This window comes from Pseudomonas sp. NPDC087029, assembly GCF_044745345.1.
Classification (GTDB): Bacteria; Pseudomonadota; Gammaproteobacteria; order Pseudomonadales; family Pseudomonadaceae; genus Aquipseudomonas; species Aquipseudomonas faucium.
Genome location: NZ_JBIVAB010000007.1, coordinates 131,779 through 152,177 on the forward strand (window position 1 = coordinate 131,779; position 20,399 = coordinate 152,177).

The window sequence follows — 20,399 nt, forward strand, 5'->3', positions numbered from 1 at the left end:
GCCCAGGGGCGAGCGGTCAGGTATCTAGTGGCGTGCGGCCCAGCGCAGGCCCTGTTTGGTCAGGCGGCGGATGTTGGGGTCGGCGAGGTTGCCGGTGTCGTGGCCGATGGAGTGGTAGAAGACCCGGCCCTGGCCCCAGTTGCGCACCCAGGCCACCGGGCTGCGGTGGCCCTTGAGCCAGGGCATGGGGTTGCCGTCGAAGGTGGTTTCGGCGAGCACGTGCAGGTTGGGGTCGACCTGCATGTAGTACTGCTCGGAGCGTACTTCGAAGTCCTCGACGCCCTCGGTCACCGGGTGCCCGCGGTCGATCAGGTTGACCTGGTAGGGGTGCGGGTAGCCTTCGCCGGCCGGGTGTTCGAGGAACGAGCCGCCAAGGATGAAGTGGTACTTGAGGCTGGCGCGAAAGGCCGCGCCGGCGCCATGCCAGCCGACCAGGCCGACGCCGCTTTCGATGGCCTCGGACAGGTGCCGCTCCTGGGCGGCGGTGAGGGTTTCGGTGGTGACGGCGTTGTTCCAGCCGATCACGATCAGGTCGTAGCCCTTGAGGTCGCGGTCCAGGGTGAAGATATCGGTCGATTCCTCGACGTCGAAGTCCAGCTCCTTGAACAGCTCGCGCGCCCAACCGGCGATTTCGTAGGGGGAGTGGCCTGGCCAGCCGCCGTACAGGTAAAGAACACGGGTCACGGTTATTTCTCCACTTGCTGTTTTTCAGGCGGCAGGCAGCGCTCGAAGCAACTTCGAGGGTTGGCCTGCCGATGTTTCAACTGCGCCTGTAAGTTCTGCTGGGAACTTTTTTCAGGCTGCAGGCGAGCGCCGCAGTCACTGTGCGGTTGGCGTGAAACGGGGTGATTCAGCGTTGCTTGGGCGGGGGATGAAGGTGCCGGGCGCAAGGCTTCGGCTGATGGGCGCCTGACATGATCGGGCCTCTTTTCTTGTTGGGTGATGGTGATCGGTTATACGTATAACCTGAGGCACAAATTAACACGCGCATTGCCCTTGTCAATACCCCTGGCAGACAAATGGCCAGGCGGCGTGGCACGGCTGTGTGGCTCGCTGAAGCGCGGTGGAGCCGGTATGCTGGGCGCCTTTCGCGGTGGCGGCGCAGCAAGGCGCGCCGCTGTGGCAAGCAAGAAAAAGGACAGGGTTCAGATGGTTTCGATGAAGGACGTGGCCAAGGCCGCAGGGGTGTCCCAGCCGGCGGTTTCCTATGCCTACAGTGGCTCGAGCAAGGTCTCGGCGAGCCAGCGCGAGCACATCCTGGCGGTGGCGGCGCAGCTGGGTTACCCCGGGCCCAACGTGCGTGGGCGTAGCCTGCGCTCGGGCAGGGTCGGGGCCATCGGCCTGGCGGTGATGGACCAGCTGTCGTATGCCTTCGACGACCCCTGGGCGATGTCGCTGCTCAAGGGCATCGCCAAGGTCAACGAGCTGGCCAACGTCGCCCTGACCCTGTTCCCCATGCGCAGCAAGAAGCTCGAAGGCGAGGGCGCGGGCGACGCCAACCTGGCGGTGCGCGGCCTGGTCGATGGGCTGATCGTCTCGACCTTGCCGGACGATCACCCGATCGTGCAGTTCATCGCCAAGCGCACGCTGCCGGCGGTGATCATCGACTCGCCACGCCTTGACGGCGTGCACTACGTCGGCATCGACGACCGCCAGGCGGCGATCGACCAGCTGGAACACATCGTCGGCCTCGGCCATCGCCGCATCGGCGTGCTGGTCGAGCGCCTGCTGCCGGACGGCCAGAAGGGCCCGGTGAGCAAGGCCCGCTTCAAGGCATCGACGGAAATGATCGCCCGTGAGCGCTTGGCTGCCTACATCGATGCCGCCCAGGCCCATGGCATCGGCTTCGAGGATCTGCTGATCGTCGAGGCGGGCGGCTTCAGTGATGCGCTGGGCCGGGAAGCGGCGGCGACCCTGCTGCGCGACGGCGCCGTCAGCGCGATCATCGCCAGCTCCGATGTCATGGCCCTGGCCACGCTGTCCCAGGCCCGCGAGCAAGGCGTGGCGGTACCGGCGCAGCTGTCGGTGATCGGCTTCGACGATATCCCCGAAGCCGGCCTGCGCGACCTCACCACCATTCGCCAGTCGCTGATCGGCAAGGGCGAGTGGGCCGCGCGGCTGCTGCTCGAAGAGCTCGAAGCCGGCGAGCCGCTGGCACCGCGGGTGAAGATTTTCGAAACCAGCCTGGTGGTGCGTGGCTCCACGGCGGCCCCGGCGGCCCCGGCGGCCTGACGGCTGCGCGGGGCGGGCGGCTGCGTCACGCTGCGTCAGTTTTACCCGCGGTGAGAAATTGAGCGCCCTTGAGCGCTGAACGTATCCTGCTTGTTGTTGAATCTTTTCTCACCGCAAGTTGCCCATCTTCGGATGGGCTTTTTGTTAATGGCTGAATACCTGATGAATGACTTGAGCAACCGACCGTTCGCGATCACGCGTAAGAACCTGGCGGCCTGTCGCGCCGCCTTTTTGCTGTCTGGCGTCGCCATGGGCGCCTGGGCGCCTGGGCGCCGCTGGTGCCCTATGCCCGCGAGCGCGCCGGGATCGGCGATGGCCAGCTGGGCCTGCTGCTGCTGTGCCTGGGCAGCGGCTCGATGCTGATGATGCCGTTCGTGGCCCGGCTGGTGAGCAAGGTGGGCTGCCGCGCCGCGATGGTGGCCGCCGTCTGCGGGGCGATGGCCTGCCTGCTGGCGCTGGCGGTGGTGTCGCAGTTTTCGGCGCTGGTGATCTTTCTGCTGGGCTTCGGCGCCTGCGTGGGCACTGCCGATGTGACCATGAACCTGCAGGGCTCGATGGTCGAGCGGGGCCTGGGGCGCACGATGATGTCCGGGTTTCACGGCCTGTTCAGCGTCGGCACCATCGTCAGCGCCTTGTTGATATCGGTGTTGCTGGGCGTTGGCTTTTCGCCGTTGCCTGCGGTCGCGGTGCTGGTTGCGCTGGTGCTGTTGCTGCTGCTCGCCCTTGGCCGGCAGATGCTGGCGTATGGCGAAGGCGCGGGCGCGCCGATGTTCACCCGGCCGAGCCGGTTCGTGCTGCTGGTGGGGGTGTTGTGCCTGATCGCCTTTCTGGTCGAAGGCTCGATGCTGGACTGGAGCGCGGTGTTCCTGACCACCGTGCGTGGCGTCGATATCAGCCAAGCCGGCATTGGCTACGCGCTGTTCTCGGTGACCATGGCCATCGGCAGGCTCAGCGGCGACTGGGTGGTGCCGCGCCTGGGCGAGCGCGTGGTGCTGCTCGGCGGCAGCGCCCTGGCCCTGTTCGGCATGCTGGTTGCGGTGCTGGTGGACAGCCAGTGGGTGACCCTGGCCGGTTTTGTTCTGGTTGGCGCAGGCGCTGCCAACCTGGTGCCGGTGTTCTGCTCGGCGGTGGGCAAACAGCGCGTGATGCCGGTGGCGCAGGCGCTGTCGACGGTCAATGCGATCGGCTACCTGGGGATCCTGATGGGGCCGGCGATCATCGGTTTCGTGGCGCACCTGTCGACGTTGAGCATCGCCTTGCTGCTGACCGGCGCCTTGCTGCTGTTCATCATGGCCAGCGCGGCCACGGTCGTGCGCGGCAGCTGAACCACACCGCCATGAAAAAGCCGGCACCTTCACAGGTGCCGGCTTTTTTCATGGCCGGGTCAGAACGCCGGTTCGCCGAAGCCGACGTGCTTGTTGCCGTAACGGCGCACGCGGATGTTGGCCTGTTCGGCGTGGCCGACGAAGCCTTCCATCAGGCACAGGCGCGAGCAGTATTCGCCGATCTGCGCAGAGGCTTGGTCGGTGAGGATGCGCTGGTAGGTGCAGGTCTTGATGTACTTGCCCACCCACAGGCCACCGGTGTAGCGCGCCGCCTTGTTGGTCGGCAGGGTGTGGTTGGTGCCGATCACCTTGTCGCCATAGGACACGTTGGTGCGCGCGCCGACGAACAGCGCGCCGTAGTTGCTCAGCTGCTGCATGAAGTAGTCGTCGTCGTGGGTCATGATCTGCACGTGCTCGGAAGCGTATTCGTCCGAGAGGCGGACCATCTCCTGGTAGTCCTCGCAGAGGATGATTTCGCCGAAGTTGTCCCAGGCTTCGCGGGCGATCTTCTCGGTCGGCAGCTTGACCAGCAGGCGCTCGATTTCCTTGAGGGTGTCCAGGGCCAGCGCGCGGGAGGTGGTCAGCATCACCGCCGGGGAGTCCACGCCGTGCTCGGCCTGGCCCAGCAGGTCGGTGGCGCACAGCTCGCCGTCCACCGAGTCGTCGGTGATCAGCAGGGTTTCGGTGGGGCCGGCGAACAGGTCGATGCCGACGCGGCCGAACAGCTGGCGCTTGGCTTCGGCCACATAGGCGTTGCCCGGGCCGACGATGATGTCCACCGGGCTGATCGATTCGGTGCCGATGGCCATGGCCGCCACCGCCTGGATACCGCCCAGGCTGTAGATGGCATCGGCGCCGCCGAGGGCCTGGGCCGCGACGATGTAGGGCGCAGGCTTGCCCTGGAAGGGCGGGGCGGCGGTGGTGATGTTTTTGACGCCTGCGGATTTGGCGGTGACGATCGACATGTGCGCCGACGCCAGCAGCGGGTATTTGCCACCCGGCACATAGCAGCCGGCGGTATTCACCGGGATATGCCGGTGGCCGAGGATGACCCCGGGGATGCTTTCGATTTCCACGTTCAGCATCGATTGGCGCTGGGCATCGGCAAAGCGCCGCACCTGGGCCTGGGCGAACAGGATGTCGTCGTATTCGCGCTCGCTCAGGCGCGCCACGCAGGCTTTGATTTCTGCCTCGCTCAGCCGGTAGTCGGTGCGCTCCCAGCCATCGAAGCGCACGGACAGCTCACGCACCGCGGCATCGCCGCGTTGTTCGATGTCCAGCAGGATGCGGGAAACATCGTGTTTGACTTGCTCGTTGCGAGCTACCTGTTGTTCGGTAGGTTTCGCTTTCTTGATCCACTCAGCCATGCCATCACCTCGGTCGGGCGCATACGTTTCATAGGGTTTGTCAGCAGCACTGTGCTGGGGAAAAACCTACAGGCGAGGGGAGGGCCGAACAATTTCTCACCCGTGCGACGGATGACGCAAGGTGACGCACGTTTGGCTTTTGGCTGACGCAAAAAAAGCGGCATCCAGACCGCTTTCGATTTGCCGGCAGCTCACACCGGGTCGATCGAGGCCGTGCCTGCGCCCAGGTAGTCCACCACTTCCTTGGGGATCGAGGGGTCGTTCGGCGACAGCACCGTGGCCCGCTTGATATGGGCCTTGTTGATCAGCCCCTTGCCGACGAAGTTCATCGCCACCTTGGCCGCCACCGGCTGGCGCACCATGGTGGCGGCGATGCCGCTGGACACGCCGAAGATGTACTTCTTGCTGTTGCGGCTGACCGCGGCCAGGTTGGTGAAGGTCATCTCGTTGCGCTGGATGGTTTCGAAGTCGATGCAGAAGATGCGATTGGCGATGATGAAGCTCAGGCCGTGGTACTTGAAGTGGTAGTCGATCTTGCCGCTGCCATCCTGGTTGGGGAAGCGCTCCAGGTAGTAGTGCATGAGCATGCCGTCCTTCTCGTAGAGGCAGAACACCGACCTGACCACCTTGCCCTTGTAGATCGAGGAGTAGTGGTAGCGCTCGTAGACGCCGGTGAAGTCGCCCAGGTCGGCATCGCTTTCCAGCACCCGCTCGTTGATGAACTGCAGCATCTTCGGCGACTGCACCAGGCTTCTGAACAGGTGGAAGTGGCCGCCCTCGATCATCGAACGAAAATCGTTGGGGCTGGTGTAGAGCACGTCGCTGCTGAGCCCGAAGAAACCGGCGATGGCGCGCAGGTTGGATTTCGACGGCTGGTGGGTGCCGGCCAGGTATTTGTTGAACTGCTGGCGATTGATGCCAACCCGCCGGCACAGCTCGGAAACGGTGCCAACCTGCTCGCATAGCATTTTCAGGTTTTCTTGAAAATTCTCTTGGTTGTGCATGGCATCTGTTCAGTGATTTTCGGCGGTGCGGCAGTCTATGGGCATTTTCTGGGGGCGGCAAGGCAGCGCCCAGGGCCTCGCCAAACCGCAGGCAATGCACGATCCCACAGGCAAATCATGCGTCACTGTGCGTCATCTGCTGCAGCCTTGCGAAATTGAGCGCCCGCAGGCACGCCCCGATACTCGGCCCACCACAGTCCGGGAGGGTGCGATGCCCAGTACACAGTCTGTAAATGAATTGGCCTTTCACTGCACCGTGGCGCGCCACGGCACGCTGGCGCTGGATGTGAGCATCGCCAGGGCCGCCGGCTTTGCGGCGCTGGAAGTGTCGGCAGCGAAAGTGCAGCAGTACCTCGACGCAGGCCACGCCCAGCAAGACCTGCGCACGCTGCTGGGCGGCCTGTCGCTACCCGGTGTCGGCTACCTGCGCGATATCGAGCGCAGCGCTGCGCTGTACCCGGCGTTGATGGCCGAAGCCCGGCAGCTGTTTGCCCTGGCTGCCGCAGCCGGGGCCAAGGGCGTGCAGGTACTGACCGGCCCGCTCGACGTGCAAGCGGTGATCGACCACCGCCAGGGCCGTGCGCCCCGGCACTACGCCGGCCTGCTGGCGCAGGACCTGCACGCGCAGATGCGCACCACCGCCAGCAACCTGCAGGCCCTGGCAGACCTGGCGGCGCAGTTCGACCTCACCCTCTACCTCGAGGCCCTGGCCTGGACGCCCATGGCTGGCGTCGCCCGGCAGGCCGAGCTGATCGACCGGGCCGAGCGCGCCAACCTGAAGATGGTGATCGACTTCTGGCATTGCCACACCAGCGGCGATACCCCGGACGACATCGCGCGGCTGCACAAGGACTACCTCTACGGCGTGCATGTGTGCGACTCGCTGCCGTTCGACGGCGGCATCCCCGATGAAGAGGTGCTGCGCGATGTGCCCATCGGCGCCGGCGTGCTCGACCTTAAAACCTGGGCCCAGGCGGTAAAGGCCAGCGGTTACCAGGGCTGGTGGAGCTGCGAGCTGTTCTGCCGCAAACAGCACCAGGGCGACAGCTTCGCCATCGCCCGCGAGCACTACAGGTTGCTCGACGAACTGGTCAACGGATAAGCCAGGTGGAAACCAACATGGTCGATTACATAGTGGTTGGCGGCGGCTCCACGGGGTGCACCCTGGCCGGCCGCCTGAGTGAAGACAGCACGGCCACGGTGGTGCTGCTCGAAGAAGGGCCGCGTGACCTGAGCCCATACATCCATATCCCCGGTGCCTACTACAAGACCGCCCAGGGCGGCCTGCTCAAGCGCTACCGCTGGGAGCCCACCCAGGCCCAGGCGCGCAGTGAGGCACCGACCATGGTCCAGGCCAAGGTGCTCGGCGGCGGCAGCTCGGTGAACGCGATGATCTACATCCGCGGCGTGCCTGAGGACTACGATGGCTGGGCGGCGATGGGCGCCACGGGCTGGTCGTATGCCGAGGTGCTGGCGTACTTCAAAAAGGCCGAAGACAACGACACCTTCAACAATGAGGTGCATGGCACCGGCGGCCCGCTGGGGGTGTCGTTCCCGCCCTATGTGCATCCGCTGTCGCGGGTGTGGCTGCAGGCCTGCCAGGCGCAGGGCCTGCCTTACAACGCCGACTTCAACAGCGGCAAGCCCGAGGGCTGCGGCCTTTACCAGATCACCGCGCGCAATGGCCTGCGCAGCAGCGCGGCGGCGGCCTATGTGCGGCCGGCCCGGGGGCGCGGCAACCTGTCAGTGCGGACCGGGTGCAAGGTCGAGCAGATCCTCTTCGACGGCAAGGTCGCCAAGGGCGTGGTCTACACCGAGAAGGGCGTGCGCCGCGAGCTGTACGCGAACAAGGAGATCATCCTGTCGGCAGGCGCCATCGCCACGCCGCAGCTGCTGATGGTCTCGGGCATCGGCCCTGCCGAGCACCTGCAGGCGCAGGGCGTACCGCTGGTGATGGACCTGCCAGGGGTAGGCCGTAACCTGCAGGACCACATCGAAATCTCGATGGTCTATGAGCTGACCGGCCCGCACAGCTACGACAAGTACAAGAAGCCGCTCTGGAAAGCCGCCGCCGGCCTGCAATACGGGCTGTTCCGCAATGGCCCGGCGGCCTCCAACCTGATCGAGGCGGGGGCGTTCTGGTGGGGGCAGGAGGAGGAGCAGACGCCGGATATCCAGTACTTCATGGTGGTCGGCGCGGGGATCGAGGAAGGCGTGGATGCAGTGCCCGGCGGCAACGGCTGCACCATCAACTTCGGGCAGATCCGCCCGCGCTCGCGCGGCTATGTCGAACTCGATGGCCGGACGATGGACCAGGCGCCGAGGATCGTGCCGAACTACTTCGCCGACCCCTACGACCTGGATGCCCTGGTCGAAGGCTTTCGCGTGGCCGAGCAGATCATGCAGCAACCGGTGTTCAAGCCCTACATCGCCCGGCGCCATGTGCCGGCGCCGCAGGTGCAGAGCCGCGAGGAGATCGCCCGTTTCTGCGAGCAGATCGCCCATGCCGCGCTGCACCCGGCGGGCACCTGCCGCATGGGCACTGACGAGCAGGCGGTGGTCTGCCCCGAGCTGCGCGTGCGCGGCGTCGAACGCCTGCGGGTGGCCGATGCCTCGATCATGCCGACCCTGGTTTCGGGCAACCCCAACGCGGTGTGCATCATGATCGGCGAGAAACTGGCCGATATGATCCGCTGCAACCGGCATAGCGAAATCGTCTAGCCACAACTTTGAAATTGTTCACATCTGGCTCTTGACTAAGGACTGGTAGCGGGGGAAGTCGCTTGGCTTGCCCCAGCCGGCGAGGTTCGAGACGCAGGACATGGATGCGCACGTGTCACCTCCGACGCTGATCGACAGGAGGCTGACATGAACTTCCAGGGCAAAGGCAATCCATTGAACGACGAGGGCATGGACGAAGTCTGCGCCACGCTGGGCGTGCCCGATTCGCAGGTGTGGGCGGTGTTGACGGTCGAGACACGCGGCTTTGGCTTTTTGCCCGACCGGCGCCCGCAGATTCTGTTCGAGCGCCATGTCTTTCACCGCCTGACCCAGGGCGCCCATGACAGCGGCAATGACGACATCAGCAAGCCCAAGGCCGGTGGCTACCTTGGCGGCGCCGCCGAGTACGCACGGCTGGAGAAGGCCATGGCGCTGGACAAGAGCGCGGCGCTGCAGAGCGCGTCCTGGGGCATTGGGCAGGTGATGGGCTTCAACTTCAAGGTGGCCGGGTTCACCTCCACCGACAAGCTGGTCGCAGGCATGGTCAAGGACGAGAACGCGCAGCTGCAGGCCATGGCCAACTTCATCAAGGGCAACAACCTGGCCGGCGCCTTGCAGCGTGGCAACTGGGTGTCCTTTGCCCGCGGCTACAACGGCGAGGAATTCAAGCGCAACGAGTACGACACGCGCCTTGCCGCAGCCCATGCCAAGTTCCAGGTGACCTTGCCCGACCTCAGCCTGCGCACCGCTCAGGCGGCGCTGCAGTACCTGGGCATGGACCCTGGCCCGATCGATGGCATCCGCGGGCGCCGCACCTTTTCGGCGCTGATCGGCTTCCAGGCGCAAGAAGGCCTCGCCGAAACCGGCCTTTTGGACCAGGACACCCTCGAGCGGTTGCTGGCCAAAGCCTTCGCCTAGGGCTTTCAGGTCACCCACAAGGCAACATGCCCGCGGTTGTTGCCATAGCAGTTCCAGGCGTCGTTGGCATAGGCGTACAGGTACCCCGAGCGCTTGGGCGTATAGGTACAGCCTTGGCCGATCTCGAACACCTCCGGCTTGATCAGGTAGCCTTTGGCGTCCACCCCATCGCCGTTGGTGATCGCCCCGATCAGGCTGAACCAGTTGAACTGTTCATGGCGCTTGGTGAAGTTGAAGTTGGCGTCGTTGTTCCTGAACAGCTTGCTGTACCAGGTTTCCATCTGGCCGAGCGCGCTGCCCACCAGGTGGGCGACTTCCGCCGGCTGGAAATTGCCGTCGTGGGTACCCCCCGGGCCGCAGCTGACCGAACTGTCCAGCCATTCCCCGGTGGCGCGCAGGTGGTAGGCGCGGCCGGCCTCCAGCCACAGGCCCGTTTCATTCCACGGCAGGCGGGCGGAGATGTCGATCACCAGCGGGGGAGAGGGCGCGAGCAGGCGGGCCTGGCGGTAGGGGTGCTGGGTGATGGGCGGGTCGTCCTGGCGGTCGAGGGCGGTTTGATGGAACTGCGCGGTTTGCGTCTTGAGGTCGGGGATGCTGCGCGGCTGCGTCGGCAGCAGGCCGAAAACGCCGTCGCAGGAGTCGTGCATCATGTCGTGGTAGTCCGGGCGAATCTGCTTGAGGGTCTTCTGGTTGAACGCCAGGCCACATTGCGCGGCTTGCTCGATCATCCATTGCAGCGCGCCATCGGCCAACCCGCTTTCCCGATAGCCACCGCCCACATCGCAATGCACACCGGGGAACCACAACTGCTGCACATCGCAGCCGGCGGGCACGTCGGTCCACAGGGTGGGCTGGAAGGAGGCACGGCGCTCATCCATCGCCAGGGCATGCCGGCCGGTTCTGACCGAACGGTGGAAGGCAGTGTCGTGGAAGGTGTAGCGGTTGCGGTCGTCGAGCAGGTTGAGCAATGCCATGTCGTCGGGGATGCCCAGTGCGCCAACGGTATCCCACACGCCGATGAAGCGCAGGGCAATGCTGGCGCCCTTGGCGTTATGGAAGGCCCAGCCCAGCTTGTCCCAGTCGTCGCGGTCTTCCAGCTTGCGCCGGTAGCCGAGTTTCATCAGCCGGTCGAGGCGCTGCCAGACCTCGGCGGCCTCCAGGTCGGCAATCTTCAGCAAGCCGCAGCTGTTGATCAGCCCACTGAGGCTGCGCACGGTGTAGGCACCGCGGCTGAAGCCGAACAGGTAGATGTCCATGCCCGGCTCATAGCAGTAGCACAGCTTCTGGTAGGCGCTCTTGATGTTGTCGTCGAGCCCCGAGCCTGTGCCGCCGCCGAGCGCCTTGTCCCACCATTTGCCGGAGGTGCCGACGCCTGGGTGGTAGTACTTTTCCTGGTGGACACCGGCGGCGTCCTGGTCTGCCACGGCGTTATGCAGCCTGACCACGTTGGTGGGGGCCGGCACGCCCTTGTCGAGTTGCTCGGGGGTGTTCCAGGTGCCGTCGCAGCAAATCACTAGGTTGGCCATGAGCGCGTGCTCCGTTGGTGTTGACGTCGTGATGACTCCGCTTGGCTTGCGTACTCAGAACTTCGCGTAGTTCAGCGCATCGACCAGGGCCGAGCCGCCGATGCCGGTGAGCGACAGCAGCAGTGCGCGCACCACCGGCTCGTCGGCATAGCGGGAGAACGCCCCGGTGTTGAGCGCCACGATGCGTTCGCGCAGCAGGCGGAACTTGGCCGACAGTGTCTCGTTGCCGGCGATTTCCAGCAGGTACTGGTCGATGCGCTGCAGGCCGAGGGTCCTGGCCTTTTCCGCGGCGCGGCGCAGGGACAGCGCCGAATACAGCAGGATCAGCCCGGTCAGGGTGAAGGTGATGATCATCCCCGGCGGGGTCGGCCAGTTGTCGAAGTAGCTGCTGCGCGAAATGATCAGGATCAGCAGCACCACGGTCGGGGCGTAGATCAGGCGACTGACGGCGGCGGTGCGCTTGGCGATCAAGGTCAGGCCGAACCACTCGTCGATGCTGGCGTAGGCGGCCTTGGGCACCGGGTTCAGGGCATCGCCGTACAGCGCTTTCTGCTCACGCTGCAAGCTTTTGGGCCACTGCCAGTGTTCCTCGCTGAGCCGACGGATGAAGCGGATCAACAGTTGGTTGGCATCCACCACCCAGAACACCAGCAGGTTGAAAGCCAGCAACGGCGGCAGCCAGCTCCAGTTGCGCAGCGCCAGGTTGCCGCGCATCGGGTCGCCATCCATGGGCCACAGCACGTAGAGCAGACTGGTCAGTACCACGAAGATCCAGGAGGTGAGCATCGCCCGCAGCAGCCTGGCGCCGAAGCTGCCGCAGATGCGGTGCTCGCTCCAGTACGCCAGCAGTTGCCCGGCGTCTCGGGGGTCGCGAGGGGTGTGCGGCGACAGCGGCAGAAACACATGATTGAGCCAATTGCCAAATGCCGCGGCCAGGCGCTTCAGGGGCCGCAGCTTGCCATCCTCGAAAGGCTGCAGCTGGCGCCACAAGCCGACAGCGTGATCATCACCTTTGCTGCTGCGCAGGTGGTACTTGCGCTCGATTTCCTGATGGTTCAGGCGCAGGTTGCGTGCGCCCCAGGCCAGGGCGGCAAGCGAAATGATCACGGCGAGCACGCGCAGGGCAATGGTCGGCCAGGCACTGATGCCCTCGAACAGGAACATCGGCTCGCCCAGGCCGCCTTCGGTCAGTTCCTCGCGTTGCTGGTAGGCGCGTAGCAGCACCAGGATGAATATCACCAGCGGCACCAGCACGTACCAGGCGCTGGCATCGAACAAGCCACGCGCCGGCGGCCGGTCGTCGCTGCTCTCGCTTCTGTCCAGTTCGCGGCGGTTCAGGCCCGAGGCGATCAGGCCGATCAGGATCAGGCCGAAGGTCACCCACAGCAACTCGACCCGCCAGGTGCGCGTGGCGATCCAGGCAGTGAGGGCCGCCACGCCATAGAGTGCCGAGGGCACCCAGACACTGAAGCCCGTGCGGCTTTCACGGTGGTTGCCGCTGCGCCAACTCAGCAGCAGGCCAAGGGTGACCAGCACCAGGGCCAGGGGGCCGGCGAGGAAGAATGACTGGATGCCATGCAGGCGGAACTTGAGGGCTTCGGAAGGCTCCGGGTAGATGGGCGGGGAAGGGTCCTGCAGGCAGCGCAGGGCCATGATGTCCTGCGGGCGGATGTAGGTGCCCTGGCCCGAGCGATTGTTGATCGGTGCGCAATCGGGGGAGCGCCGTTTGGTCAGGCTGCTCTCCAGCGGTATGAAGCCGCTGATGCCCACTTCGTAGATGCTCGGAGAGAGGATGCCGGCCTTGGAGTAATCGAACTTCCAGCGCTTGGCGTCGAAGGGTTCGGGGGCCAGTGCGGCCAGTACCGCGACGAACACCGCGCTTTGCTGGCTGTCGCGAAACGGTGGCATCTCCTGCTGCAGGGCGCGGGTCAGGGTCAGGCCGTAGGGCGATGCCAGCACCAGGTTGCGCGTGACCTGGGCTTGCCCGCGCTGGAGCATGCGCGCATCCAGTTCGGTGGAAAAATACAGCTTGTTCGGCATGCGGCTCTTGAGCGCCTGCAGCACCAGCAGCTTGTCGTAGGTGTCCAGGCCCAGCACCCCGATGGCGCCGATGCCGCTTTGGCCGGCGTCGCGGTAGGCCTCGTCCTGCAGCATGATGTGGTCGGCCAGGCGCCGCAGGTAATCGAGCTGGGAGTTGCCGTCGGACTTTTCCAGCGGGCTGAGGTCGACGCTGCGGGGGTCTTTATCCGGTTTCTGCTCGGTCTTGGCGATGCTGTCTTCCGGCAGGCGCCCGTCCAGGCCGCGCAGGTAGCTGTAGCGCAGCACCCAGGGGTCGACCCGGGCGGCGTCCAGGGGCGGCAAGGCCGGGCGTTCGCCGATCCTGTTGCGGAAGCTTTCGATCAGCGCGCGGCTGTAGAAGCTGTCCCATTCGGAGATCAGCGCGATGCGATTGGCGCTGCGCCACTCGGCGCCCGGGAAGCAGCGGCTTTCTTCCTGCGGCGTGGCGCACTGGGCCCCGGCCGTTGGGTCGACATGGCGCAGTTTCAGTTCTTCGAGCAGCAGGCGGGCCAGGGTGGTGTCGTCGCTGACCGTGCGTATCAGTGGCAGGCCTTTGAACGACGGGTCTGGCTTTTGGCCCCGGCTGTCGAAGTCGCCTAACAACAGTTTCTTGTCGGCCGTGGCCAAGGGGGAATAGATTTCGATGTTCGGCGGGATTTCTGCCTTGGGTTTTGTCGGGAAGTCGGAGACTTCTCCGTTGTCGGTGAGCCTGTAGCGTACTTGCGCCTCACGTTGATACAAGCTGCGCAGCATCGTCGAATCGGCAGGCCCGATGACCTTTAGCGTGTGGGTGGACATGCTGCCTAACAACGTGTCTCTGAAACGACTCAGTTGGCCCAACGGGTCCTGCTTTATCGCATCCTGCTTGAGCCACAACAGCCTGACGCGGGCTGCCGGTGGCTGTTCTTCGTCGCTGGTCGGGTCAGGGACCAGAGGGTCGGCGACGAAGTCCTCGTAGGGCACGTCCAGCGTCGGCTCACTGATTGGCGCCTGGCCCTCTTGCAGTGCCACTTCCTGCGTATCGGCGATGTTCAACGCCTTCAGGGGAATGGCCAGGCAGCGAATATGTTGCTCGTCATCCGGTACCAGGCGAGCGCCCTTGAAGCCTGCCAGGATGGCGTAGCGCATGCGGCGGCGAAGCTCGACTGCTTCGGCATAGGCGCCATCTTCCACCAAGGCCACGACGAGTTGCGCTTTGCCTTCGGGTTGGCCGCTGGTGCACGGCGCTGTCGCGGGTGAGAGGTTCAAGTCCTTGATGCGCTTGCGGTACCGCTCCAGCGCATCGAAAGGGTCCTGCCACAGGCGTGCTTCGATCGGCATCTGCGGCTGGAACTGAGCACCCTCCGGGCGCGTTTCCATGAAGGGCGCGCGGGTCAGGGCAAACGCGGAAACGACAAGGCTCAGTATCAATGCACTGCCAGGCAGCCACACGGCATAGTTGCCTGTTGAATCCTTGTTTGCGTCCATGGTGCATCACCGGATCAGGTCGCCCTTTGCACAGGTGCGGGACCGGATCCAGGAGCCACGAACTACGGGGGCTTGCACTACGTCGATGGGGTCGAACGTGCAGAGCGGCGAGCATTGGACTTTGTATACCCATTGGGCAAGTTGAATTGTAGAGAAACCCGGCAGGGCGGCAAGTTATCGGCTTGCTTTCGGATGTTCGGTACTGGGCAGTGCAAGATCACTGCGCTGCCAGGCCTGGCCTCATCGCCGGCAAGCCGGCTCCCACATTGGCGTCCAATTTATTGGGGGCAGCCCACACCTGTGGGAGCCGGCTTGCCGGCGATGAGGCCCGCCGCAGCGACCTGCTCAAAGCCCCTAGCGCTTGGCCATGGCCGCCAGCGCAACCTTCGCCTCGTCGCTGTTGAGCCGTTCGATGAACAGCAACCCTTCCTTGGCCACCGTCGCCGCCAGCTCTTCGCGGTGCGCGTCCTTGAGCAACTGCTTGCTGATGCGCAGCGCCTCGGCCGGCAGTTGCTGCAGGCGGCGCGCCAGCTTCACGGCCCCAGCCTGGCACTGAGCGCCATCGTCGAACAGCTCGGTGGCCAACCCCCAGTTCAGCGCCTGCTCGCCATCGATCAACTGGCTGCACAGCAGCAACTGCGCTGCCCGCGCGTGCCCCAGCAGCCTTGGCAGCAACAGGCTCGCGCCAAATTCCGGGCACACGCCCAATGGCACGAACGGGGTGCGCAGCTTGGCGTCGCGGCTCACCAACACCTGGTCGCAATGCAGCAGCAAGGTGGTGCCGATGCCGATTGCAGGGCCTGCGACCGCGGCGATCAGCGGCTTGTCCAGGGCCAGCACCGCCCACATCATGCGAAACACCGGGCTCTGCAGGTCGGTTGGTGGCTGGTCGAGGAAGTCCGGCAGGTCGTTGCCGGCGGTGAAGCACTCGGCGCTGCCGGTGAGCACGATGACCTCGACGGCGGGGTCGCTGTTGGCCGCCTCGAACAGCTCGGCCAGGCGCGTATACATGGCGTTGGTCAGCGCATTGAGCTTGTCTGGGCGGTTCAGGCGCAGGGTCAGAAGGCCTTCGTCGTAATGGTGCTGGATCAGGTCGGTCATCAGGAACCTCTGTTGTTCTTGTCGTGGATGCTGAAGCAGGTGTCGCCGGAGTATCGCGTTTTACGCGACTTACTGTACAGTCGTTCAACTGGACTAGCCGAGCTTGAGGACGACAGATGACCCAGGAAGCCCGCTTCAGCCGCATGCTGCCCGAACTGCGCAAGGCCAATCTGGTCGAGGCCACCTTGGCTTGCCTCAAGCGCCATGGCTTCCAGGGCGCCTCGATCCGCAAGATCTCCGCCGAGGCCGGTGTGTCGGTGGGGCTGATCAGCCACCACTACTCGGGCAAGGACGAGCTGGTCGCCGAGGCCTACATGGCAGTCACCGGGCGGGTCATGCAACTGCTGCGCGAGGCCATGGCCCAGGTGGCGCCCAACGCCCGCGAACGGCTGTCGGCATTCTTCCGCGGCTCGTTCAGTGCCGAGCTGCTCGACCCGCAGCTGCTCGACGCCTGGCTGGCGTTCTGGGGTGCGGTGAAGACCGCCGAAGCGATCAACCAGGTGCACGACCACTCCTATGGCGAATACCGCCGCGAGCTGCGCACCTTGCTCAGTGAGCTGGCGCGGGAGGAGGGCTGGGCGCAGTTCGACGCCGACCTCGCCGCCATCAGCCTCAGCGCGCTGCTCGACGGCCTGTGGCTGGAGTCGGGGCTGAACCCGGGCACCTTCACCCCGGCCCAGGGCGTGCAGATCTGCGAGGCCTGGGTCGATGGCCTGCAGGCCGGTGGTCGGCAACGCTTCACCACCCCCATAGAGGCCTGTTGATCGGCCGTTCAGCAGTCGCTAGTCTTGGCCCACTCTAATAAGAAACGCGCCTTCGGGCGACTCAGGACCCTACGCAATGACCTCTCGCGTACTGATCGTCGACGACGATCCGCTGATTCGTGACTTGCTCCAGGCCTACCTCGCCCAGGAAGGCTACGTCGTGCACTGCGCCGCCACCGCCGAGCAGGCCGAAACGCTGCTGGCCGAGCAGCCGGTGGAACTGGTGATGCTGGATATCCGCCTGCCCGGCAAGGACGGCCTGACCCTGACCCGCGAGCTGCGGGTGCGCTCGGAAGTGGGGATCATCCTGATCACCGGGCGCAACGACGAGATCGACCGCATCGTCGGCCTGGAATGCGGCGCCGACGACTACGTCAGCAAACCGCTCAACCCCCGCGAGCTGGTGTCGCGCGCCAAGAACCTGATCCGCCGCGTGCGCCACGCCCAGGGCACGCGCCCGGCCGGCCCGGCCAATGCCTCGCTCAAGCAGTTCGGCGACTGGTCGCTGGACTGCGACCGCCGCCGCCTGGTCGATGCGCAAGGCGGCGAAACCCTGCTGACCCACGGCGAATTCCAGCTGCTCAGCGTGTTCCTGCGCAACAGCGGCCATACCCTGAGCCGCGACCAGCTGATGGACCAGATCCGCAACCGCGAGTGGGTGCCCAACGACCGCTCCATCGACGTGCTGGTCGGCCGCTTGCGGCGCAAGCTGCACGACGACCCGGCCGAGCCTGAACTGATCATCACCATCCACGGCGCCGGCTACCTGTTCACCGCCAGCGTGGCGGCGTGAACCGCTACCTGCTCGGCCTGCTGGCGCTGCTGGCAAGCGCAGCGCTGCAGGCCGGCGAAAGCATTCGCTACTGCGACTACCCGGTCTACCCGCCGGTGTCCTGGAGCGACGGCAGGCAGCCGCGCGGCCTGGCGCCGACGGTCGTGCGCGAGCTGTTCGGGCGGCTGGGCTACCAGGTCGAAATGGTGGTGCTGGGCAACTGGCAGCGCTGCCTGCTCGATGCCGCCGAAGGGCGGGTGGATGTGGTGCTGGCCTACACCTCCGAGCAGCGCGCCCAGACCATGCTGTTTTCCCGGGTGCCGGTGCTGCGCGAGGAGGTGGCGGTGTTCGCCAACCGCCAGCGGCCGCTGAAGTTCGAGAAGCTCGAAGACCTGGCCCATTACCGCGGCGGGCTGCTGTTCGGCGAAAGCTACGGCCCCGAGTTCGACCGTTTCGTGGCGCAGCACCAGAACATCGAATGGGTGTCGGACAGCGGGCAGAATTTCGGCAAGCTGATGCGCGGGCGCATCGACTTCGTGATCCAGGAGCGGCGCACCGGCCAGCTGTTCGTCGAGCACCTGGCCGGCGCCGGCGACATCGTCGCGCTGCCCCCGGCGCTCAGCGTCGACTACCTGCGCGTGGCGGTGTCGCGCCGCTCGCCACTGAGCAGGCGCATGGCCGAGATCGACCAGCAACTGCAGCAGATGACCGATGCCGGCGAGCTCGAGCGCTGGCTGCACGAGAGCGAGGTCACCTACCGCGACATGGTCAGCCAGCCATGAGCCGCCTGCAACCGGGGGGCCTGCTGCGCCGGCTGCTGCTGTTCATCCTGCTGTTCAGCCTGTGTTTCACGGTGCTGGCCAGCAGCGTGCAGCTGTATTTCGAATACCGCCGCGAGATGCGCGAGATCGATGCGCGCATGGCGCTGATCCGTGCCGGTTACCTGGAGAGCCTGGAGCGCAGCCTGTGGGACCTGAACCAGGAGCAGCTCAACGTGCAGCTGCGCGGGCTGGTGGATTTCTCCGACGTGGCACGGGTGCGCCTGAACAGCCCCGACTTCACCTTGCAGCAGGGTGATGCGGCGCCGCAGGGGCCGCTGCGGGTCGAGCGCTTCGCCCTGGATTACCAGCCGCCCTCAGGCCCGGTGCGCCACCTGGGGGAGCTGGAAGTGAGCATCGACCTGGGCGCGGTGCATCGGCGGCTGTTCGCCACGGGGCTGACCAGCCTGCTGTGGATGAGCGTGTTCCTCTGCGGCCTGGCCCTGGCGCTGTCCGGGTTGTTCTACCGCCTGGTCACCCGCCACCTGCAGGTGATGGCCGACTTTGCCCGGCGCATTGGGGCCGGCCAGTGGCACGAGCCCCTGCGCCTGCGCAAGCGTCGCTCGCTACACCTGGACGAGATCGACAGCGTGGCGCTGGCGCTGGATGACATGCGCCGGGCGATTCTCAGCGACATCGAGCGCCGCGAGCGCGACCGCCTGGCCCTGCAGGGCAAGCGTGACGAGCTGCAGAAGCAGGTCGAGCGCCGCACCGCGAGCCTGATGCGTGCCAAGGACGACGCCGAGGCCGCCAACCTTGCCAAGTCGCGCTTCCTGGCCACCATGAGCCATGAATTGCGCACGCCTTTGAACGGCATCCTCGGCATGGCCGAGCTGCTGCGCGGCGCCGGGCTGGCGGCGCAGGACCGCACCCGCCTGGAGGCGCTGTACAAGGCCGGCGAAGGGCTGCTGGGCATCCTCAACGAAGTGCTGTACTTCGCCCGCCTTGAAGAAGGCGAAAGCCGCCCGGAGGCCGTGGCGTTTTCCCTGCGCCAGCTGTGTGACGAGGTGCTGACCCTGCTCGAACCCCGTGCGCTGGCCAACGACAGCCTGGTGCTGTGCCGCATCGACCCGCAGCTGGCCGGCCACCAGCATGGCGCCGAGCAGTACCTGCGCCAGGTGCTGAGCAACCTGCTGGCCAATGCCATCAAGTTCACCGAGGGCGGCGAGATCCTGGTCGAGGTCCAGGTGCTGCGCCAGGCGCCCGGTCGCCAGCAGCTGCGGGTGAGCGTCACCGACGATGGCATCGGCATCTGCGAGGCGATGCAGCCGAAGATCTTCGACCGCTTCGTCCAGGCCAGCGAGGCCGTGGCCCGGCGCTACGGCGGCACCGGTTTGGGCCTGGCCATCAGCAAGCACCTGGTGGAGCAGATGGGCGGGCAGATTGGCGTGCGCAGCCGCGAAGGGCAGGGCAGCTGCTTCTGGTTCGAGCTTGAGCTCGAAACGGGGCAAGGGCTGCAGGCCGTGGCCGATACGGCTGCCAACGTGGCGCCGCTGGACATCCTGGTGGTGGAAGACGTGGCCTTGAACCGTGAAGTGGTGCGCGGGCTGCTGGAGCGTGACGGGCACCAGGTGTGGCTGGCCGAGGATGCCGAGCAGGGCCTGCAGCTGTGCGCCCAGCGGCGCTTCGACCTGCTGCTGCTGGATGTGCACCTGCCGGGCAGCAGTGGCGTGGAGCTGTGCCGGCAGGTGCGCGCTGGCGCCACGCCCAACCGCGCCACGCGCATCCTGGCGCTGACCGCCAGCGTCCAGCCGGGGCTGGTGCGCGCCTACCTGGATGCCGGCATGCAAGGCGTGCTGGGCAAGCCGCTGAAGCTGGCCAACCTGCGCCTGGCCCTGGCCGGGCAGGGCCAGGCGCAGCAGCCTGCCATTTCTGCCTGGCTCGACCACGCACTGCTCGGCACGCACCGCACGCTGCTGGGCGAGCAGAAGCTGCAGGGCCTGCTGGCCGGTTTGCGCGACGCCCTGGCGCAACACCGCCAGCCGTTGCTCGAAGCGGTGGAGGCGGGGGACTGCACCGAGGTCATGCACCTGGCCCATCGCCTGGCCGGCAGCAGCGATTCCCTGGGCTTGTGCGGCCTGGCAGCGAGCTTGCGGCAACTGGAAGAGAGCGCCTTGGCACGCGACAAGGCCGCTGTGCGGGCCATGGCCGGGGCGCTGCGCGAGCAGCTCTTGCGCGCCGAAGACAGCCTGGCGCAACTGCTGGCGGCCTGAGACAAAAACCTTACGACTTTTTACATCTTCGATCTTTACGATCAACCGCGCCTTACATCGCTTTCCAATAATCGGCTCAACCGCGGCACGCGGTCTTCGACGCTTATTGGAGA

15 protein-coding genes are annotated in these 20,399 nt (G+C 65.8%); 9 read left to right on the top strand and 6 right to left on the bottom strand.

The window, feature by feature from the left end; all coding sequences use genetic code 11:
* Positions 1-24 precede the first annotated feature (24 nt).
* Positions 25-684, bottom strand: a complete 660-nt coding sequence (locus tag ACIPG5_RS14180; protein ID WP_176516508.1) for a ThuA domain-containing protein — start codon at positions 682-684, stop codon at positions 25-27.
* 465 nt (positions 685-1,149) lie between these two features.
* On the opposite strand from ACIPG5_RS14180, the gene ACIPG5_RS14185 reads away from it, so the two are divergent.
* Together ACIPG5_RS14185 and ACIPG5_RS14190 are read left to right on the top strand one after the other, a co-directional pair.
* Positions 1,150-2,232 (top strand): LacI family DNA-binding transcriptional regulator, encoded by a 1,083-nt coding sequence (locus ACIPG5_RS14185; RefSeq protein ID WP_401375771.1) that lies wholly within the window; start codon positions 1,150-1,152, stop codon positions 2,230-2,232.
* A gap of 278 nt (positions 2,233-2,510) precedes the next feature.
* The gene (locus tag ACIPG5_RS14190; protein ID WP_401375773.1) at positions 2,511-3,557 is read left to right on the top strand and encodes an MFS transporter; all 1,047 of its coding nucleotides are present in this window, start codon (positions 2,511-2,513) and stop codon (positions 3,555-3,557) included.
* A 59-nt stretch (positions 3,558-3,616) separates the two neighbouring features.
* On the opposite strand, the gene hisD is transcribed toward ACIPG5_RS14190, so the two are convergent.
* Positions 3,617-4,924: a histidinol dehydrogenase gene (hisD, locus tag ACIPG5_RS14195; RefSeq protein WP_401375775.1), complete on the bottom strand. Its 1,308-nt coding sequence runs from the start codon at positions 4,922-4,924 to the stop codon at positions 3,617-3,619.
* 191 nt (positions 4,925-5,115) lie between these two features.
* Complete coding sequence (locus tag ACIPG5_RS14200; protein ID WP_401375777.1) at positions 5,116-5,892, bottom strand: helix-turn-helix domain-containing protein; 777 nt, start codon at positions 5,890-5,892, stop codon at positions 5,116-5,118.
* A 247-nt stretch (positions 5,893-6,139) separates the two neighbouring features.
* Between ACIPG5_RS14200 and ACIPG5_RS14205 the strand changes: the two genes are divergently transcribed.
* The 3 genes from ACIPG5_RS14205 to ACIPG5_RS14215 all read left to right on the top strand — a co-directional run bounded on the left by ACIPG5_RS14205 (position 6,140) and on the right by ACIPG5_RS14215 (position 9,567).
* Complete coding sequence (locus ACIPG5_RS14205; protein ID WP_401375780.1) at positions 6,140-7,030, top strand: sugar phosphate isomerase/epimerase family protein; 891 nt, start codon at positions 6,140-6,142, stop codon at positions 7,028-7,030.
* A gap of 17 nt (positions 7,031-7,047) precedes the next feature.
* Complete coding sequence (locus ACIPG5_RS14210; RefSeq protein WP_401375782.1) at positions 7,048-8,649, top strand: GMC family oxidoreductase; 1,602 nt, start codon at positions 7,048-7,050, stop codon at positions 8,647-8,649.
* A gap of 147 nt (positions 8,650-8,796) precedes the next feature.
* Positions 8,797-9,567 (top strand): N-acetylmuramidase domain-containing protein, encoded by a 771-nt coding sequence (locus ACIPG5_RS14215; protein ID WP_286914575.1) that lies wholly within the window; start codon positions 8,797-8,799, stop codon positions 9,565-9,567.
* 5 nt (positions 9,568-9,572) lie between these two features.
* Here the strand turns inward: ACIPG5_RS14215 and ACIPG5_RS14220 are convergent, their stop codons facing one another.
* The 3 genes from ACIPG5_RS14220 to ACIPG5_RS14230 form a co-directional block, all read right to left on the bottom strand.
* Positions 9,573-11,093, bottom strand: a complete 1,521-nt coding sequence (locus tag ACIPG5_RS14220; RefSeq protein WP_401375785.1) for a DUF2235 domain-containing protein — start codon at positions 11,091-11,093, stop codon at positions 9,573-9,575.
* Positions 11,094-11,147: 54 nt separating this feature from the next.
* A complete protein-coding gene (locus ACIPG5_RS14225; RefSeq protein WP_176517690.1) occupies positions 11,148-14,618 on the bottom strand; it encodes a hypothetical protein in 3,471 nt (1,156 codons plus the stop codon).
* A 354-nt stretch (positions 14,619-14,972) separates the two neighbouring features.
* Entirely contained in the window at positions 14,973-15,719 is a 747-nt protein-coding gene (locus ACIPG5_RS14230; protein ID WP_401375788.1) for an enoyl-CoA hydratase-related protein, read from the bottom strand.
* 116 nt (positions 15,720-15,835) lie between these two features.
* Here ACIPG5_RS14230 and ACIPG5_RS14235 point away from each other — a divergent pair, with 116 nt between their 5' ends.
* From ACIPG5_RS14235 to ACIPG5_RS14250, 4 genes are all read left to right on the top strand, one after another.
* The gene (locus ACIPG5_RS14235) at positions 15,836-16,483 is read left to right on the top strand and encodes a TetR family transcriptional regulator C-terminal domain-containing protein (RefSeq protein ID WP_176517692.1); all 648 of its coding nucleotides are present in this window, start codon (positions 15,836-15,838) and stop codon (positions 16,481-16,483) included.
* Positions 16,484-16,559: 76 nt separating this feature from the next.
* Positions 16,560-17,276, top strand: coding sequence for a response regulator (locus ACIPG5_RS14240; protein WP_236236041.1), 717 nt, complete (start codon positions 16,560-16,562; stop codon positions 17,274-17,276).
* On the top strand, positions 17,273-18,037 hold the full coding sequence (locus ACIPG5_RS14245) for a substrate-binding periplasmic protein (protein ID WP_401375791.1): 765 nt from the start codon (positions 17,273-17,275) through the stop codon (positions 18,035-18,037). The genes ACIPG5_RS14240 and ACIPG5_RS14245 overlap by 4 nt, the downstream gene beginning before the upstream one ends.
* Positions 18,034-20,286 carry an ATP-binding protein gene (locus tag ACIPG5_RS14250; protein ID WP_401375794.1) on the top strand — a complete coding sequence of 751 codons (2,253 nt, stop codon included), beginning with the start codon at positions 18,034-18,036 and terminating at the stop codon, positions 20,284-20,286. The genes ACIPG5_RS14245 and ACIPG5_RS14250 overlap by 4 nt, the downstream gene beginning before the upstream one ends.
* Positions 20,287-20,399 lie beyond the last annotated feature (113 nt).

Coding starts and splice junctions, on each gene's coding strand:
- ACIPG5_RS14235 (WP_176517692.1), top strand. CDS start 15,836: ATGACCCAGGAAGCCCGCTTCAGCCGCATGCTGCCCGAACTGCGCAAG.
- ACIPG5_RS14215 (WP_286914575.1), top strand. CDS start 8,797: ATGAACTTCCAGGGCAAAGGCAATCCATTGAACGACGAGGGCATGGAC.
- ACIPG5_RS14205 (WP_401375780.1), top strand. CDS start 6,140: ATGCCCAGTACACAGTCTGTAAATGAATTGGCCTTTCACTGCACCGTG.
- ACIPG5_RS14240 (WP_236236041.1), top strand. CDS start 16,560: ATGACCTCTCGCGTACTGATCGTCGACGACGATCCGCTGATTCGTGAC.
- ACIPG5_RS14250 (WP_401375794.1), top strand. CDS start 18,034: ATGAGCCGCCTGCAACCGGGGGGCCTGCTGCGCCGGCTGCTGCTGTTC.
- ACIPG5_RS14185 (WP_401375771.1), top strand. CDS start 1,150: ATGGTTTCGATGAAGGACGTGGCCAAGGCCGCAGGGGTGTCCCAGCCG.
- ACIPG5_RS14220 (WP_401375785.1), bottom strand. CDS start 11,093: ATGGCCAACCTAGTGATTTGCTGCGACGGCACCTGGAACACCCCCGAG.
- ACIPG5_RS14200 (WP_401375777.1), bottom strand. CDS start 5,892: ATGCTATGCGAGCAGGTTGGCACCGTTTCCGAGCTGTGCCGGCGGGTT.
- ACIPG5_RS14225 (WP_176517690.1), bottom strand. CDS start 14,618: ATGGACGCAAACAAGGATTCAACAGGCAACTATGCCGTGTGGCTGCCT.
- hisD (WP_401375775.1), bottom strand. CDS start 4,924: ATGGCTGAGTGGATCAAGAAAGCGAAACCTACCGAACAACAGGTAGCT.
- ACIPG5_RS14210 (WP_401375782.1), top strand. CDS start 7,048: ATGGTCGATTACATAGTGGTTGGCGGCGGCTCCACGGGGTGCACCCTG.
- ACIPG5_RS14230 (WP_401375788.1), bottom strand. CDS start 15,719: ATGACCGACCTGATCCAGCACCATTACGACGAAGGCCTTCTGACCCTG.